This window comes from Pseudomonas sp. S06B 330 (assembly GCF_002845275.2).
GTDB lineage: Bacteria > Pseudomonadota > Gammaproteobacteria > Pseudomonadales > Pseudomonadaceae > Aquipseudomonas.
Genome location: NZ_CP088149.1, coordinates 1062408 through 1078601, shown reverse-complemented (window position 1 = coordinate 1078601; position 16194 = coordinate 1062408). Strand labels below are relative to the sequence as shown.

At 59.9% G+C, this 16194-nt stretch carries 15 protein-coding genes; 9 read left to right on the top strand and 6 right to left on the bottom strand.

The window, feature by feature from the left end:
- Positions 1-36: 36 nt before the first annotated feature.
- The 5 genes from CX511_RS05095 to CX511_RS05075 all read left to right on the top strand — a co-directional run bounded on the left by CX511_RS05095 (position 37) and on the right by CX511_RS05075 (position 5144).
- On the top strand, positions 37-693 hold the full coding sequence (locus CX511_RS05095) for an alpha/beta hydrolase (RefSeq protein ID WP_045183611.1): 657 nt from the start codon (positions 37-39) through the stop codon (positions 691-693).
- 102 nt (positions 694-795) lie between these two features.
- The gene (rhlB, locus tag CX511_RS05090) at positions 796-2226 is read left to right on the top strand and encodes an ATP-dependent RNA helicase RhlB (RefSeq protein ID WP_045183756.1); all 1431 of its coding nucleotides are present in this window, start codon (positions 796-798) and stop codon (positions 2224-2226) included.
- A 125-nt stretch (positions 2227-2351) separates the two neighbouring features.
- Positions 2352-3302: an ornithine cyclodeaminase family protein gene (locus tag CX511_RS05085; protein ID WP_045183615.1), complete on the top strand. Its 951-nt coding sequence runs from the start codon at positions 2352-2354 to the stop codon at positions 3300-3302.
- A 10-nt stretch (positions 3303-3312) separates the two neighbouring features.
- Positions 3313-4443: an NAD(P)/FAD-dependent oxidoreductase gene (locus CX511_RS05080; protein WP_045183618.1), complete on the top strand. Its 1131-nt coding sequence runs from the start codon at positions 3313-3315 to the stop codon at positions 4441-4443.
- A gap of 74 nt (positions 4444-4517) precedes the next feature.
- Complete coding sequence (locus CX511_RS05075) at positions 4518-5144, top strand: helix-turn-helix transcriptional regulator (protein WP_101293228.1); 627 nt, start codon at positions 4518-4520, stop codon at positions 5142-5144.
- A 26-nt stretch (positions 5145-5170) separates the two neighbouring features.
- Here CX511_RS05075 and aotJ read toward each other — a convergent pair whose 3' ends face one another.
- The 6 genes from aotJ to CX511_RS05045 all read right to left on the bottom strand — a co-directional run bounded on the left by aotJ (position 5171) and on the right by CX511_RS05045 (position 10335).
- Complete coding sequence (gene aotJ / locus CX511_RS05070; RefSeq protein ID WP_045183623.1) at positions 5171-5947, bottom strand: L-arginine-binding protein AotJ; 777 nt, start codon at positions 5945-5947, stop codon at positions 5171-5173.
- A gap of 263 nt (positions 5948-6210) precedes the next feature.
- Positions 6211-6657 (bottom strand): molybdopterin synthase catalytic subunit MoaE, encoded by a 447-nt coding sequence (moaE, locus tag CX511_RS05065; protein ID WP_045183624.1) that lies wholly within the window; start codon positions 6655-6657, stop codon positions 6211-6213.
- Position 6658: 1 nt separating this feature from the next.
- A complete protein-coding gene (moaD, locus tag CX511_RS05060) occupies positions 6659-6904 on the bottom strand; it encodes a molybdopterin converting factor subunit 1 (RefSeq protein WP_045183626.1) in 246 nt (81 codons plus the stop codon).
- Positions 6901-7377 carry a cyclic pyranopterin monophosphate synthase MoaC gene (moaC, locus tag CX511_RS05055; protein WP_045183628.1) on the bottom strand — a complete coding sequence of 159 codons (477 nt, stop codon included), beginning with the start codon at positions 7375-7377 and terminating at the stop codon, positions 6901-6903. Before moaC ends, moaD begins: the two co-directional genes overlap by 4 nt.
- A gap of 97 nt (positions 7378-7474) precedes the next feature.
- Positions 7475-8869 (bottom strand): PhoH family protein, encoded by a 1395-nt coding sequence (locus CX511_RS05050; RefSeq protein ID WP_045183630.1) that lies wholly within the window; start codon positions 8867-8869, stop codon positions 7475-7477.
- A 341-nt stretch (positions 8870-9210) separates the two neighbouring features.
- Positions 9211-10335, bottom strand: a complete 1125-nt coding sequence (locus CX511_RS05045; RefSeq protein WP_101293243.1) for a polysaccharide deacetylase family protein — start codon at positions 10333-10335, stop codon at positions 9211-9213.
- Positions 10336-10469: 134 nt separating this feature from the next.
- On the opposite strand from CX511_RS05045, the gene yaaA reads away from it, so the two are divergent.
- The 4 genes from yaaA to CX511_RS05025 all read left to right on the top strand — a co-directional run bounded on the left by yaaA (position 10470) and on the right by CX511_RS05025 (position 16126).
- Positions 10470-11249 carry a peroxide stress protein YaaA gene (gene yaaA / locus CX511_RS05040; RefSeq protein WP_101293227.1) on the top strand — a complete coding sequence of 260 codons (780 nt, stop codon included), beginning with the start codon at positions 10470-10472 and terminating at the stop codon, positions 11247-11249.
- 802 nt (positions 11250-12051) lie between these two features.
- Entirely contained in the window at positions 12052-13368 is a 1317-nt protein-coding gene (gene algD / locus CX511_RS05035) for a GDP-mannose 6-dehydrogenase (protein ID WP_045183635.1), read from the top strand.
- 63 nt (positions 13369-13431) lie between these two features.
- Entirely contained in the window at positions 13432-14922 is a 1491-nt protein-coding gene (gene alg8, locus CX511_RS05030; RefSeq protein WP_177327769.1) for a mannuronan synthase, read from the top strand.
- 37 nt (positions 14923-14959) lie between these two features.
- The gene (locus tag CX511_RS05025) at positions 14960-16126 is read left to right on the top strand and encodes an alginate biosynthesis protein Alg44 (RefSeq protein WP_045183637.1); all 1167 of its coding nucleotides are present in this window, start codon (positions 14960-14962) and stop codon (positions 16124-16126) included.
- The last annotated feature ends 68 nt before the right edge of the window (positions 16127-16194 follow it).

The window sequence follows — 16194 nt, the reverse complement described above, 5'->3', positions numbered from 1 at the left end:
CGCAAACAAGAGCGCGCGCACTTTTTCGGAGCACTCATGACCCACCCATTGATTCTTGAACCGCAAAAAACCGCAGACGCCTGTGTGATCTGGTTGCACGGCCTTGGGGCCGACCGTTACGACTTCATGCCGGTTGCCGAAGCCTTGCAGGAAGTACTGTTGACCACCCGTTTCGTCATGCCGCAGGCGCCAACCCGGCCGGTGACCATCAACGGTGGCTATGAAATGCCCAGCTGGTACGACATCAAGGCCATGACCCCGGCACGGGCGATCGACGAGGATCAGCTACAAGCCTCGGCCGATGAGGTGATTAGCCTGATCAAGGCCGAGCAGGCAAAAGGCATCGACCTGGCACGCATTGTCCTTGCCGGTTTTTCCCAGGGTGGCGCGGTGGTACTGCACACCGCTTATATAAAGTGGCAAGAAGCCTTGGGCGGGGTGATCGCCCTGTCGACCTATGCGCCGACCTTTGTTCAGGAGCGCCAGGTGAGCGCCTGCCAACAGCGCACCCCGGCCCTGTGCCTGCACGGTGTCTATGACCCGGTGGTACTGCCGGCCATGGGTCGCAGCGCCTACGAACACCTCAAGCACTGGGGCGTCACCACCGAATGGAAGGAATACCCGATGGAGCATGCGGTACTGCCCGAGGAAATCAACGATATCGGCGTCTGGCTGGCCGAACGCCTGCGCTAAAAGAAGACTTCCCTGTAGTTGTCAGTGCAATCCACTACGCCGCGCCCGTTTCTTGCATTACACTGGCCGGCGTACATTCCTTAACCAATTGATGAGATGACCGTGCTCAAAGCACTCAAGAAGATGTTCGGCAAGAGCGAGGTTGAGCAACTCGCCACCGAAACCGCTGCCCCCGTGAAGCAGCCCCCTGCACCACCCAAGGCCCCTGCCCCGGCCGCACCGCTCAAGCCTGAGGTCGCCACAGCACCGGCACGCGCCGAAAAGCCGGCCGAAGCTAAACCGCGCCGTGAGCGCAAGCCAAAACCTGCAGCCTCCACCTGGAAGCTGGAAGATTTCGTGGTCGAGCCGCAAGAAGGCAAGACCCGTTTCCATGACTTCAAGCTCTCGCCCGAGCTGATGCATGCGATCCATGACCTGGGCTTCCCTTACTGCACGCCGATCCAGGCGCAGGTATTGGGTTACACCCTGAGTGGCAAGGACGCCATTGGCCGCGCCCAGACTGGCACCGGCAAGACCGCAGCCTTCCTGATTTCGATCATCTCCCAGCTGCAGCAGACCCCACCGCCGAAAGAGCGCTACATGGGCGAGCCGCGTGCGCTGATCATCGCCCCGACCCGTGAGCTGGTGGTGCAGATCGCCAAGGACGCCGCTGCGCTGACCAAGTACACCGGCCTGAACGTGATGACCTTCGTCGGCGGCATGGACTTCGACAAGCAGCTCAAGGCCCTCGAAGCGCGCCACTGCGACATCCTGGTTGCCACCCCAGGCCGCCTGCTGGACTTCAACCAGCGCGGTGAAGCCCACCTGGACATGGTCGAGGTACTGGTACTGGACGAAGCCGACCGCATGCTCGACATGGGGTTCATCCCTCAGGTTCGGCAGATCATCCGCCAGACCCCACCGAAGAGCGAGCGCCAGACCCTGCTGTTCTCCGCCACCTTCACCGAAGACGTGATGAACCTGGCCAAGCAGTGGACCACCGACCCCGCGATTGTCGAGATCGAACCGGAGAACGTTGCCAGCGAAACCGTCGAGCAGCATGTCTACGCCGTAGCCGGCGCCGACAAGTACAAGCTGCTGTACAACCTGGTGACCGAGAACAAGTGGGAACGGGTCATGGTCTTCGCCAACCGCAAGGATGAAGTGCGGCGCATCGAAGAACGCCTGGTACGCGACGGCGTCAACGCCGCCCAGCTCTCGGGTGACGTGCCGCAGCACAAGCGCATCAAGACCCTGGAGAACTTCCGTGAAGGCCGCATCACCGTGCTGGTCGCCACCGACGTCGCCGGTCGCGGTATTCACATTGATGGCATCAGCCATGTGATCAACTTTACCCTGCCGGAAGATCCAGACGACTACGTGCACCGTATCGGCCGTACCGGTCGTGCCGGCACCAGCGGCGTGTCGATCAGCTTCGCCGGTGAGGATGACTCCTACCAGTTGCCGGCGATTGAAACGCTGCTGGGTCGCAAAATCAGCTGTGAAATGCCACCAACTGAACTGCTCAAGGCGGTGCCGCACAAGCATCACTGATTGCGCGTGGGTGAAAAAGGCACCGCGGGCTCGTCCCTCGGTGCCTTTTGCATTTTCAGACCAACGATATTGCCCAAATATACAAAGAGTCCATAATAGACAAAATAGTTTATTTGGAGTCTCGTATGTCCGCGCCTCTCGTCATCGATCAACAGCACGCTCGCCAGTTGCTTTCGCAAGTGGATGTCCCCCAGATCCTGCGCAACCTGTTCCGTGACCTGGCGGCCGGACAAGCCGTGCAGCCACCGCAGCAACTGGTGGAGTTTCCGGCGGGCAAGGGCGACTTCATCAATTATGGCGGTGTGCTCGCCAACGAAGGCGTCTACGGGGTCAAGACCTCGCCATACATCGTCCGTGAGCAAGGCCCACTGGTTACCGCCTGGACCCTGCTGATGTCCATGCACAGCGGTCAACCGCTGCTGCTGTGCGATGCCGGTGAATTGACCACCGCCCGTACCGCTGCCACCACCGCAGTCGCGGTCGACGCCCTGGCACCGAACAGTGCCCGCCGCCTGACCCTAATCGGCAGCGGCCCGATTGCCCGGGCGCACCTGCACTATGTCCGTGACCTGCGTGAATGGCAGGATATCCGTCTGTATTCGCCAAGCCTGGCCGAACAAAGCGCCGCCCAGCGCCAGTCATGGCTCGACCTGGATTCACGCCTGACGCTCTGCGACAACCTCGAAGCGGCTGTAGCGGATGCCGATGTGATCATGCTGTGCACCTCATCAGCGATCCCGGTCATCGACCCGGACAGCTTGAGCAAACCGGCCCTGATCACCTCGATCAGCACCAACGCCGTACGTGCCCATGAGGTTCCGCCTACCAGCCTCAGCGCCATGGACGTGTACTGCGACTACCGCCTGACCACACCGGGCAGCGCCGGGGAGATGCGCATCGCCGCCGAACAACATGGTTGGCAAGCCGAAGCCATCGTCGGCGACCTGGCGCAGCTGTTGAGCGGTCAGGCCCCTGCCCCGAGCTACCAACGTCACGCCTTCTTCCGCTCCATCGGCCTGGGCCTGGAAGACATCGCCCTGGCCAATGCCTTGTACCGCTTGCAGTGCGCCGACTGAGGAGACCTTCATGCAACAGGCTGATTTCATCATCATTGGTGCCGGTATTGCGGGGGCCTCTACCGGCTATTGGCTGGCGAGTCAGGGCCGGGTGCTACTGCTCGAACGTGAGCCGCAACCTGGCTACCACTCCACTGGCCGTTCGGCAGCGCTGTACACCGCCGCCTATGGCACGCCGCAGGTGCGTGCGCTGACCTTGGCCAGCCGGGCATTCTTCGACAATCCTCCAACAGGTTTTGCCGAGCACCCGTTGCTCAGCCCACGCGGGGAAATGACCGTTGACCTCAGCGGCGATCCCGACGAACTGCAGCGCCAGTACCAGAGTGCCAAGGCCTGCGTGCCGGAGGTCGAACTGCTCAGCGCCGACCAGGCCTGCGCCCGCCTGCCGGTGTTACGCCGCGACAAAGTCCACGGTGCGCTCTACGACCCAAGCGCCAGCGATATCGACACCGATGCCCTGCACCAGGGTTACTTGCGCGGTATCCGCCGCCAACAAGGCGAGGTCCACAGCGATTGCGAGGTCCAGCACCTGAGCCGTGCTGACGACGGCCACTGGCAGGTGCAGACCAGCCGTGGCACCTTCAGCGCGCCGGTACTGATCAACGCTGCCGGTGCCTGGGCCGACCAGATCGGTGTACTGGCCGGTGCCCAGCCGCTTGGCCTGCAACCCAAGCGCCGCGCCGCCTTCATCTTCGCTGGCCCCGAGGGTATCGACAGTCACGCCTGGCCAATGCTGGTGAGCCTCGACGAATCGTTCTACATGAAACCCGACGCCGGCATGCTGCTCGGCTCGCCGGCCAACGCCGACCCAGTCGAACCGCACGACGTGCAGGCCGAAGAGCTGGACATCGCCATGGGTATCTACCAAATCGAAGAAGCCACCACGCTGAGCATTCGCCGCCCCACCCGGACCTGGGCCGGCCTGCGCAGTTTTGTCGCCGATGGCGACCTCGTGGCCGGCTTCGACCCCCACGTGCCGGGCCTGTTCTGGGTGGCAGCCCAGGGTGGCTACGGCATCCAGACCTCGCCCGCCATGGGACAGGCCAGCGCCGCGCTGGTGCGTGGCGACGACCTGCCCGAGGCCCTCAAAGGGTTTGGCCTGAACGCCGAGATGCTGTCCCCGCGCCGCCTGCACAGGTGACGCCTCGCCGCGATTGCGGCACACTCGCAGCGCCCTTGTGCCAAGGGCGCTGACACCGCCTGGAGCCTGCCTGAATGTCGACACCTCGCCGCGACCCTGCCCTGGACAATTACCGGGCCATCGCCGATGCCATTGCTACCCTGTTCTTTCCCCACGCCGAGGTGGTGCTGCACGACCTGCGCAGCCAGAAGATCGACTACATCGCCAATAACCTGTCCAAACGTGAGATTGGTGATGATGCGGCGCTGGAAGACATGCTTGAGACCGGCACCGAGGAAACCAACATCGGCCCCTACGAGAAGCTCAACTGGGACGGGCAAAAAATCCGTTCACTGAGTACCGTATTGCGCAATGAGGCTGGCACGCCACTGGCGGTGCTGTGCATCAACCTGAACATTTCCCTGTTCGAGAACGCCAAAGCCGCACTGGACCTGTTCCTGTCGCCGAGCAAGCTGATCCCCCAGCCTGATGCGCTGTTTCGCGACGACTGGCAGGAGCGTATCAACACCTTTCTCAACAACTGGCTGCGTCAGCGCCAGCTGAGCCTGAACCTGCTGACCCGCGAGCACAAACGTGAACTGGTGCTAGCCCTGCACGCCGAAGGCGCCTTCAAGGGCAAGAGTGCGGCCAACTACGTGGCCAATGTGCTGGGGATGGGGCGGGCGACGGTGTACAAACACCTGAAGGAACTCAAGGCCTGAATCGCTCCAGGCCTTGAGCGCGGCGATCAATCGCCGTAGATGTCGGACTTGAAGTACTTCGACTGGATCTTTTGATACTCGCCATTGGCCCGCAGTGCGTCGATGGCGCTGTTGAGCTGGCTGACCAGTTCGCCATTGCCCTTGCGTACCGCGATGCCGGCGCCTTCACCGACGTATTTCGGGTCTTTGAGCTCGGGACCGGTGAAGGCATAGTCCGCGCCGCGCGGCATCGACAGGAAGTCATCCAGCGGAATGGTATCGGCGAAAATCGCATCAACGCGACCGGATGCCAGGTCCATGTAGATTTCTTCGTTGTTGCTGTAGCGCTTGATGGTAATGCCTTTGGGTTCGAGCACTTCAGTGGCATAGCGATCGGTGGTGGTGGCGCGCTGCACACCGACGGTCTTGCCCTTGAGGGCGGCATACTGGTCATCGACCACCGCGCCCTTCTTCATCACCAGCCGCGACGAGGTGAAGTAGTACTTGTGGGTGAAATCCACCGACTTCTTGCGCTCGTCAGTGATGGTCATCGACGACAGTGCGGCGTCGATCTTCTTCACTTTCAACGACGGGATCAGGCCATCGAACTCCACCTCGGTCCATGCACACTTGACCTGCATCTGCGCGCATAAAGCGTTGCCGATGTCGTAGTCGAAGCCGACGATCTCACCTTTGTCGTTTTTCGAGGCGAAGGGGGGATAGGCGGCTTCAATGCCAATGCGCAAGGTTTTCTCGGCGGCGAACAGGCTGCTGCTGGCCAACAGGCTCAGGGCCAGACCGCTGATCAGGGTGAACTTCTTCATGCTGGGTCTCTCTCGCTCGTTGTTGGAGGTGTGTTGCAAGACAGAGGGAAAGGGGAGGCACGGGTCGGCCTGGAATTATTTTGTACTTATAATTCCATACTGGACTTTTCCGTATAAAAATACAACATCGAAGTACAGTGCCGTAGCCGCTGCCGACAGGCTGCGATCGGGCGTATAACGGCCGTTATTCAGGCCCATCATAGTGACTGGATGACGACTGCTTCGCAGCCGATCGCAGCCTGTCGGCAGCGGCTACAAATTGCCTACCAACGCCCGGCGGCGTCTTCGTCACTCTGCTTGCCTTCAACCCAACGCGGGCCGTCGCCTGTCTGTTCTTTCTTCCAGAACGGCGCGCGGGTTTTGAGGTAGTCCATGATGAAATTGCAGGCATCGAACGCTGCCTGACGATGGGCGCTGGCCACACCAACAAAGACAATCGGTTCACCCGGCTCAAGCGCGCCAATACGATGCAGCACCTCGACCTTGAGCAGCGGCCAACGCTGCTCAGCCTCAACGACGATCTTGGCCAGTGCCTTTTCGGTCATCCCCGGGTAATGTTCCAGAAGCATCCCGGCCACTTCCTGACCATCATTGAAGTCACGCACATAGCCAACAAAGCCGACTACCGCGCCGACGCCGACATTGGCGGCATGCATGGCATTGACCTCAACACCCGGATCAAACGCCTGGGTCTGGACTCGAACGCTCATCTCAGCCTCCGGTCACGGGCGGAAAGAACGCGACTTCGTCGCCGTCGACTACCGCTTCGTCGAGCTTGCACAGCTCTTCGTTACGCGCGCACATCAGGTTTTGTTCGCTCAGAACTTCGTACTTGCCGCCCTTCGTGAGCAACGCAATGCGCACGTCGTCCAGCGTCGCGAACTCACCTTCAAGCTTCTCGCTATCCATTCCCAGGGCTTCCCGGTAACGGGCGAAATACATCACCTTAATGCTCATTTCACGTCATCCGCCTGGTAATGGCCGCTCTTGCCGCCGAGCTTTTCCAGCACGCGCACGCCATCGATGATCATGCCGCGATCAACTGCCTTGCACATATCGTAAATGGTCAGCGCAGTGACACTGGCAGCGGTCAGCGCTTCCATTTCCACGCCGGTCTGCCCGGCCAGCTTGCAACGGGCAACGATGTAGACGGTGTCATTGCCTTCGGCACTGAGCTCGACCTTGACGCTGGTCAGCAGCAACGGGTGGCACAGCGGGATCAGGTCACTGGTCTTTTTCGCTGCCTGGATACCGGCAATACGCGCCACAGCGAAGACATCACCCTTCGGGTGCTCGCCATCGACAATCATCTTCAGGGTTTCGGGGAGCATGCGCACCCGCGCTTCAGCCACCGCCTCACGCGAGGTCACAGCTTTTTCGGTAACGTCGACCATATTGGCGCGACCTTGGGAATCGAGATGAGTCAGCACAGCCTTCCTCCTGTTCAGGAGCAAAGAGTGTAAACCCTAGGGTCAGGATATCGCAGCGAAAAAAAGCCGGGCGGCATGGCCGCCCGGTGATTGAGGGTTACAGGTGCGATTCGGCGTATTCGGCCAGAATCGACCGTGGCACACCCTGCAGGGTGATGTGCACTCCGTTGGGGAAATCCTTGAAACGCTCGGTCAGGTAGGTCAGGCCGGAGCTGGTGGCGGACAGGTAAGGGGTATCGATCTGCGCCAGGTTACCCAGGCAGATCACTTTCGAACCGGTACCGGCACGGGTGATGATGGTTTTCATCTGGTGCGGGGTGAGGTTCTGGCATTCGTCGATCAGGATCAGGCTCTGCTGGAAGCTGCGACCGCGAATGTAGTTCAGCGACTTGAACTGCAGCGGCACCCGTTCAAGGATGTAATCGACACTGCCATGGGTGTTTTCATCATCCATGTGCAACGCTTCGAGGTTGTCGGTGATGGCCCCCAGCCAGGGCTCCATTTTTTCTGCTTCGGTACCCGGCAGGAAGCCGATCTCCTGATCCAGCCCCTGCACGCTGCGGGTGGCAATGATGCGCCGGTAGCGCTTGCTGACCATGGTCTGCTCAATGGCCGCAGCCAAGGCCAGGATAGTTTTACCGGAGCCGGCAGCACCGGTCAGGTTGACCAGGTGAATGTCCGGATCGAGCAGTGCAAACAACGCCAGGCTCTGATGAATGTCGCGCGGTTTCAGGCCCCAGGCTTCCTGGTGCAACAGCGGCTCCTGGTGCAGGTCGAGTAGCAGCAGCTCGTCTTCCTTGATGCCCTTGATCCAGCCGACGAAGCCCTGCTCATCAATGATGAACTCGTTGATGTGCACCGCAGGCAGGTTGTCGATCATCTGCACCCGATGCCAGGTGCGACCATGGTCCTGACGGGTTTCGACTTTGCTGACCCGGTCCCAGAACGAACCGGTAACGCTATGATAGCCCTTGGACAGCAGCGATACGTCGTCAACCAGTTGGTCAGTACTGTAGTCCTCGGCCGCGATCCCACAGGCGCGGGCCTTGAGGCGCATGTTGATGTCTTTGGTCACCAGCACCACGTCCAGTTCCTTGCGCCGACTGCGCAGTTCCAGCAACTGGTTGATGATGATGTTGTCGTTGAGGTTTTCCGGCAGTAAGCGGTTCGGCTCGTTGCGCGGGCTCATCAGAATCGACAGAAAGCCCTTGGGCCCGCTCTTGCCGCGCTGGATCGGTACGCCCAGCTCGACATCGGCAGGCGACGCATCGCCCAGGGTCTGGTCGATCAGGCGGATGGCCTGGCGACATTCAGCAGCGATGGTTTGTTTTCCGGTCTTGAGCTTGTCGAGCTCCTCCAGCACCGTCATCGGGATGGCGACGTGGTGCTCCTCGAAGTTAAGCAAGGCGTTTGGATCGTGGATCAGTACATTGGTATCGAGCACATAAAGGATTGGCTGGTTGGAGGAAGTGGTGCGTCCTTGATCATCCATACTCGGTCACCTTTGTGGGAGCCATACGACGCAATACCTAAACGGTGCTGCGCCGTGAAGTGGCCGCCGGTTCTCCCCTGCTCCGCGTCGTTACGGTAGGGAAGCTGCCCACAGAGCGTGATGCCCAATGACGCCACCTGTGATGCAGGGTTCGGCGGTCTGTCTTCTTGATACCGCAAAACCCATGACGGGAAAAAGCATTTTTACGTATTTTTGAAGTTTATTTTTCGCCATGGCATTTAGACCTTGGCCTGTGGTCAAAGCACCGCTACAGTCATAAATCCAGCCCCATGAAATGCGCTTAAGATTTTCTTGCTGAGCAGGCCGTTTTCAGCCTGATTTCAGATGTTGCCCGCGTAATGCCGGCAATCTTCCCAGCCAATCCCGCTCTGCGCCGTCTGTTTCAGCAGCCAGGCCACAGCGTCCTGTGCCTTGGGCTGCACGTCATGAAACTGAATCACGCCACGGCGCCACAGCAGCATCAGGGTCAACACCCGTTGCGCCGACTGTTCGGCGCTCAGCGCGCCCTGGTCCTGGGCATCAATGTTCCACAGCAGCACGTGCAGCCCTTGGCTGGCAAAGAACCCTCCGCTGTCGGCACGGCGCTGGCCATAGGGTGGCCTGAACAGCGGCACATACTGATCGGGCAGGTCCGCCTGCACCCGCGCCTGACTGCGCAGCACCGATTGCTGCCAGTCCTGCCATTGCCCATGGGAGCGATACTGCCAACCTTGAATCCCCACGCACTGGCCTTTGTAGAGGGCGCGCAGGTCTGCCAGCGAGGTCTTGTCGCGGCGCATTTGCAGGCTGTTGCCGAGCACGAAGAAGGTCGCGCCGAGCTTCTGTCGACGCAGATAGTCGGTCAGGCTATCGGTGCCGCCGACCGGGCCTGGGCCTGAGTCGAAGGTCAGCATGAACAGCCGGTCGTTGAGTTCATCGCCATTGCGTTCGCTGTCCGAATAACGCTCGATCTCGCTGGCGGTCTGCGGAAACAACGCAGCTTTGCGCAGCAGCTCGTTCAGGTAACGCTGGTGAAACTCGCCACTGGGTTCAGCCCAACTGGCGTAGAAAGAGTCGCTGGCCACTTCGAACTTCGCCGCCTGCCGACGCAGTTCGGCCTGACCGTCAATGGCATAACAGAATGAAGCATCCTGCTCGCAGCTCTGCTGGGCCAGATCATAGTTGCGCCACAACTGTTGCCACAGGCGCAAACGCACTTGATTGATCGAGGCCAGGTTGATCTGTTTAAGCCCCAGGCGCGCTGCCAGTGCCGACTCATCGAGCGCTTCGCTGGCCTCCAGGGCTTGAGCGAAGGCGAGAATTTCGGCCCGTGAGGCCACATCGAACAATGCCGGGCTGTCGATCTGTTCAGGCCAGTAGCTGCGCTCGAAGGTCGCCACTGGCACAGGCGCTGCTTGCACGGCAACGCTCAATAGTCCGCTCAGTAGTAGAAAAGCAATGCGCACGGTCAAACTCTCCGATTTCCTCGCCGCGCACTATAACGTCAAGCGTCGGGATGGTCTGTGGCTATCGACGTCATAGCTGGAGATCAGCGCCCTCGGCCCGTAGAATCGGTCCCACGATTCAAGGAGCCTGACCCATGCTGACGGTGATTTCCCCCGCCAAGACCCTCGACTACGACACCCCGCCGGTAACCCAGCGCTACACCCAGCCGCAGTACCTGGATGATTCCCAGGAACTGATCGTGCAACTGCGCGAGCTGTCGCCTGCGCAAATCAGCGAGCTGATGCACCTCTCCGACAAGCTCGCCGGCCTCAACACCGCGCGCTTCGGCAGCTGGACCCCGGCCTTCAGCCCCGATAACGCCAAGCAGGCGTTGCTGGCCTTCAAGGGTGACGTATACACGGGTCTCGACGCCGAAAGCCTCAGTGAAGACGACTTCAGCTACGCCCAGGACCACCTGCGCATGCTCTCGGGTCTGTACGGCCTGCTACGTCCGCTGGACCTGATGCAACCCTACCGTCTGGAAATGGGCACCAAGCTGGCCAATGCCCGTGGTAAGGACCTGTATGCCTTCTGGGGCACGCGCATCAGCGAATGGCTGAACCAGGCCTTGGCCGAGCAAGGTGACGACCTGCTGCTGAACCTGGCCAGCAACGAATACTTCAGTGCGGTCAAACGCAACGCCCTCAAGGCGCGGATCATCAACACCGAATTTCGCGACTTCAAGAATGGCCAGTACAAGATCATCAGTTTTTACGCCAAGAAAGCCCGCGGCATGATGAGCCGCTTCGTGATCCAGGAACGCATCAACGATCCCGAGCAGCTCAAGCAGTTCGATGTACAGGGCTACTACTACAGTGCCGAGCAGTCGAAGCCGGATAACCTGGTGTTCCTGCGCGATCATCCAGACGCGTAACTCCCCCTCGGGCTGCCCTGCAGCCCATCGCCGGCAAGGCCGACTCCCACAGAAAATACATACACCTGATCCCGTGGGAGCTGGCCTTGCCAGCCGTCAAGTTCGCCATATTTCCGGCGCCAATTAACCGCCTCTTATTTTTTATCGCAAAACGCCATAAGACCGTTCGTAGTTTTTTGACGAATTTCGAAAAATAATTTTCGATACTGGCACAAAAATATCTCCCCTCGCGTTCGTCCTTTATATACAGGGACGAAACTGCCCCGTGCTATCAAAGTGAAAGTACTGGCACTTTGAAAAATAGTTAAAAATCTTTCACGGCCACTGAACCGCCTTCGGAACTTATCCCCTCGCCCATCGCTCATACCACCCGTAACGATTCTCGAGCGTCGTGTGAGAGATGACCTACAGCACTATTGGAGGCGCACAGAAACTGTGCACTTCAATAACGCCGACATGAATGTCGACAATTTAACTTCAGTTACACCCAGGAGATCCGCGCCCAATAAAATCGTCCTAGTGGTTGATTTCAAAGGATTTTATCCACTTGAAAAAGCAAGCACTGCAGTATCTAAAATCAGAACTGCAATAAAGACGGCTGCATTTAAGGGCACGTCCACAATTATTGGCCATTGGCTGCCAACTTAGAGTGCAGACTATTTTGTACTCCCTATTTATATGCCTGCGAACGGTGAAGTGACATCTTTTTGCCACAACTCCGCTCGCCCGGAAACTGCTGGTTAATCAACCCGGTCTGGCTCTGCTAGTTGAGCCGGCATGATAAACACATGAGGTGATAGCGATGCGTATCAGCATCTTTGGTTTGGGTTATGTAGGTGCAGTCTGTGCAGGCTGCCTGTCCGCACGGGGTCATGAAGTGATTGGCGTGGATGTTTCCAAGACCAAGATCGACCTGATCAACCAGGGCAAATCGCCAATTGTCGAACCCGGGCTTGAAGCACTCTTGCAACAGGGCATCGATACCGGTCGCCTGCGTGGCACCACCGATTTTGCCGCAGCGATCCGCGACAGCGACCTGTCGATGATCTGCGTCGGCACCCCAAGCAAAAAGAATGGCGACCTGGGCCTTGAGTACATCGAGTCGGTGTGCCGCGAGATCGGGTTTGTACTGCGCGAAAAAGCCAGCCGCCATACCATCGTGGTGCGCAGCACCGTCCTGCCAGGCACGGTCAAGAACGTGGTCATCCCAATCCTCGAAGACTGCTCGGGGAAAAAAGCCGGTGTCGATTTCGGCGTGGCGGTGAACCCGGAGTTCCTGCGTGAAAGCACCGCGATCAACGACTACGACCAGCCACCGATGACCGTTATCGGCGAACTGGACAAGGCCAGCGGCGACGTTCTGCAATCGCTCTATGAGGAACTCGACGCACCGATCATCCGCAAGGACATCGAAGTGGCCGAGATGATCAAGTACACCTGCAACGTCTGGCACGCGGCCAAGGTGACCTTCGCCAACGAGATCGGCAACATCGCCAAAGCGGTCGGCGTCGATGGCCGTGAAGTGATGGACGTGGTTTGCCAGGACAAGGCCCTGAACCTGTCGCAGTACTACATGCGCCCAGGTTTCGCCTTCGGCGGCTCGTGCCTGCCCAAGGACGTACGCGCCCTGACCTACCGCGCCAGTAGCCTGGACGTCAAAGCTCCGCTGCTCAACTCGCTGATGACCAGCAACGAATCGCAGGTACAAAACGCCTTCGACATCATCGAAAGCCACGACAAGCGCAAGGTCGCCCTGCTCGGCCTGAGCTTCAAGGCCGGCACCGATGACCTGCGTGAAAGCCCGCTGGTGGAACTGGCCGAGCGCCTGATCGGCAAGGGTTATGACCTGAACATCTACGACAGCAACGTCGAGTACGCCCGTGTGCACGGTGCGAACAAGGACTACATCGAGTCGAAGATCCCGCATGTCTCGTCGCTGCTCAATTCCGACTTCGACCAAGTCATCAAACATGCCGACGTGATTGTGCTGGGCAACCGCGACGAGAAGTTCCGCGCCCTCGCCCAACAAGCCCCTGAAGGCAAGCAGGTCATCGACCTGGTCGGTTTCATGAGCAAGGCCACCTCCCCGGCCACCCGCACCGAAGGCATCTGCTGGTAACCCGGCAGGCGGCGCAGGGCCTTAGGGCCCTGCGCAACACCCTATTCTCCCCCCTGGATACGGATGCAGAACATGCAAAGGCTCAAGCACGGCCTGCTACAGGTCGCCGGTTGGTTGTTCTACGTGAGCCTGCTCATGTTGATCGCCCTGGCCTTGCCCAACTCCATTTTCGACCCCGACTCGAAGGATTTCATTTTCCTCGTCGGCGCCGTCGGTATCTGGCGCTATTCCATGGGTGCCACGCACTTTGTGCGCGGCATGCTGTTTCTCTACGTGGTCTACCCACTGCTGCGGCGCAAGGTGCGCAAGCTGGGCAGCGCCGCTGATCCGTCCCACGTTTACCTGATGGTCACCAGCTTTCGCATCGACGCCTTGACCACCGCCCAGGTCTACAGCTCGGTAATCCGTGAAGCGATCGACTGTGGCTACCCGACCACGGTGGTGTGTTCACTGGTGGAAATGTCCGATGAGTTGCTGGTGAAAAGCCTCTGGGAAAAATTCAATCCGCCCGACCGCGTCACCCTGGACTTCGTGCGTATCGCCGGTACCGGCAAGCGTGACGGCCTGGCCTATGGCTTCCGTGCCATCTCCCGCCACCTGCCAGACGAGAACGCCGTCGTGGCGGTGATCGACGGCGACACCGTGCTCGGTGAAGGCGTGGTACGCAAGACCGTGCCCTGGTTCAAGCTGTTCGGCAATGTCGGTGGCCTGACCACCAACGAGTTCTGCGAAGTGCGCGGCGGTTACATCATGAGCGAGTGGCACAAACTGCGCTTCGCCCAACGCCACATCAACATGTGCTCGATGGCCCTGTCCAAACGCGTGTTGACCATGACCGGACGTATGTCGGTATTTCGCGCTGCCGTGGTGACCAACCCCGAGTTCATCAAGGACGTTGAAAACGACTCGCTGCAGCACTGGCGCCTGGGTCGCTTCAAGTTCCTTACCGGTGACGACAAGTCCAGCTGGTTCAGCCTCATGCGCCTGGGCTACGACACTTTCTACGTGCCGGACGCAGCGATCAACACGGTCGAGCACCCACCGGAAAAAAGCTTCATCAAAGCCAGCCGCAAGCTGATGTACCGCTGGTATGGCAACAACCTGCGGCAGAACTCACGGGCCCTGGGCCTGGGTATCCGTCGCTTGGGCCTGTTCACCAGCGTGGTGCTGTTCGACCAGCGGGTGTCGATGTGGACCAGCCTGCTGGGCCTGACTGTCGCGGTGATTGCCAGCCTCAAGTTCGGCCCTGGGTTCCTCTTGGTCTACCTGCTGTGGATCGGCATCACCCGCCTGATCCTGACCCTCATGTTGCTGTGCTCCGGCCACAAGATCGGCCCGGCCTACCCGCTGATTCTTTATTACAACCAGATCGTCGGCGCGATCATGAAGATCTACGTGTTCTTCCGCCTCGACAAGCAGTCCTGGACGCGCCAGCCCACTGCCCTCAAACGCGACCTCGCCAGCTTTCAACAATGGTTCAACACCTGGTCCTCCCGGACCATGACCTTCTCGGCGGCCAGCATCTTCATTGCTGTGCTGTTCATGGTCGTGTGAGCCGGAACCCGATTGGATTAAACAGGAACAAATCGCCATGAATACCGCCGTGAACGTCAATGTCGTGCATGAGTCCGAAGCCCAGCGCCAGCACGCCCGGGTGCGCATCCCGGCCAAGCTGCGCTACCTGGGGAGCAACCGCGAAACCCTGGAAGTGAAGGTCGACGACCTGTCTGCCGGGGGCCTGAGCTTCCATGCCAAGCACCCGCTGAAAGTCGGCGAGGTGTTGCGCGGCCGCTTGCAGTTCACCGTCGACAAACTTGGCCTGGCCATGGACATCGAGTTCCAGGTGCGCTCGTTCGATACCTCCAGTGGGCGTACCGGCGTGCAGTTCCAGAACCTTGAACCCCGCGATATTGCCACCCTGCGCCACATCATCACCTCGCACCTGTCCGGCGAGCTGATCACCATGGGTGACGTGCTCAGCACCCTGCAGCGCGACAACTTCACCAAGGCGCGCAAGCAGAAAGACAGCAGCGGCGGCATGAGTGCGTTCGGCCGCCTGCGTGCGGTGACCTTCAGCCTCGGTGTGTTCGTGGTCGGCGTCGCTGCCTTCGGTTTCATCGCCAAGTCGGTGTACGGCGTGTACTTCGTCAGCCATGCCCAGGCCGGTGTGGTCAGCGTGCCGACCACCAACGTCACCATGCCTCGCGATGGCACCGTGCAAAGCCTGGTCGAGAGTGGCGGCAGCATCGTCAAGGGGGCGCCGTTGGCGTCGTTCAGCACCAGCATGCTGGACATGCTCAAAGGCCACCTGGATGACCAACAACTGGAGCCGAGCAAAGTCGAAGAACTGTTCGGCAAGCAAATGAGCGGCACCCTGACCAGCCCTTGCGATTGCGTGGTCGCCCGCCAGTTGGTGGATGACGGCCAGTACGCAAGCAAAGGCCAGGTGATCTTCCAACTGATTCCGCGCACCACCAATCCCATCGTCGAAGCACGCTTCAGCTATCGCCAGTTCGACGACGTCAAACCGGGTAACCGGGTCGACTTCCAGATTGCCGGTGAAGACCAATGGCGCACGGGCGAGATCGTCAGCAGCACCAGCCTCAACAGCGAAGACCTGTCGTCGGATATCCGCGTGCAGATCAAGCCACAGGGCGCTCTGCCCAGCGAACTGGCCGGTCGCCCGGTAGCGGTCGACAGCAATCGTGGCCCGTCGCTGGACTGGCTGATCGACAAAGCCGTAGCCCGTGGCCTTTAAGGGAGACATGCCGGTGAACGCCAAGAACACCACCCTTTCTGTGGGCGCCGGCCTTGCCGGCGATGGGC

Excerpts from the sequence above, each read along its gene's own strand:
- CX511_RS05075 (WP_101293228.1), top strand. The coding sequence starts at position 4,518 with ATGTCGACACCTCGCCGCGACCCTGCCCTGGACAATTACCGGGCCATC.
- algD (WP_045183635.1), top strand. The coding sequence starts at position 12,052 with ATGCGTATCAGCATCTTTGGTTTGGGTTATGTAGGTGCAGTCTGTGCA.
- CX511_RS05080 (WP_045183618.1), top strand. The coding sequence starts at position 3,313 with ATGCAACAGGCTGATTTCATCATCATTGGTGCCGGTATTGCGGGGGCC.
- moaD (WP_045183626.1), bottom strand. The coding sequence starts at position 6,904 with ATGAGCATTAAGGTGATGTATTTCGCCCGTTACCGGGAAGCCCTGGGA.
- aotJ (WP_045183623.1), bottom strand. The coding sequence starts at position 5,947 with ATGAAGAAGTTCACCCTGATCAGCGGTCTGGCCCTGAGCCTGTTGGCC.
- moaE (WP_045183624.1), bottom strand. The coding sequence starts at position 6,657 with ATGAGCGTTCGAGTCCAGACCCAGGCGTTTGATCCGGGTGTTGAGGTC.
- CX511_RS05085 (WP_045183615.1), top strand. The coding sequence starts at position 2,352 with ATGTCCGCGCCTCTCGTCATCGATCAACAGCACGCTCGCCAGTTGCTT.
- CX511_RS05025 (WP_045183637.1), top strand. The coding sequence starts at position 14,960 with ATGAATACCGCCGTGAACGTCAATGTCGTGCATGAGTCCGAAGCCCAG.
- yaaA (WP_101293227.1), top strand. The coding sequence starts at position 10,470 with ATGCTGACGGTGATTTCCCCCGCCAAGACCCTCGACTACGACACCCCG.
- alg8 (WP_177327769.1), top strand. The coding sequence starts at position 13,432 with ATGCAGAACATGCAAAGGCTCAAGCACGGCCTGCTACAGGTCGCCGGT.
- CX511_RS05050 (WP_045183630.1), bottom strand. The coding sequence starts at position 8,869 with ATGGATGATCAAGGACGCACCACTTCCTCCAACCAGCCAATCCTTTAT.
- CX511_RS05095 (WP_045183611.1), top strand. The coding sequence starts at position 37 with ATGACCCACCCATTGATTCTTGAACCGCAAAAAACCGCAGACGCCTGT.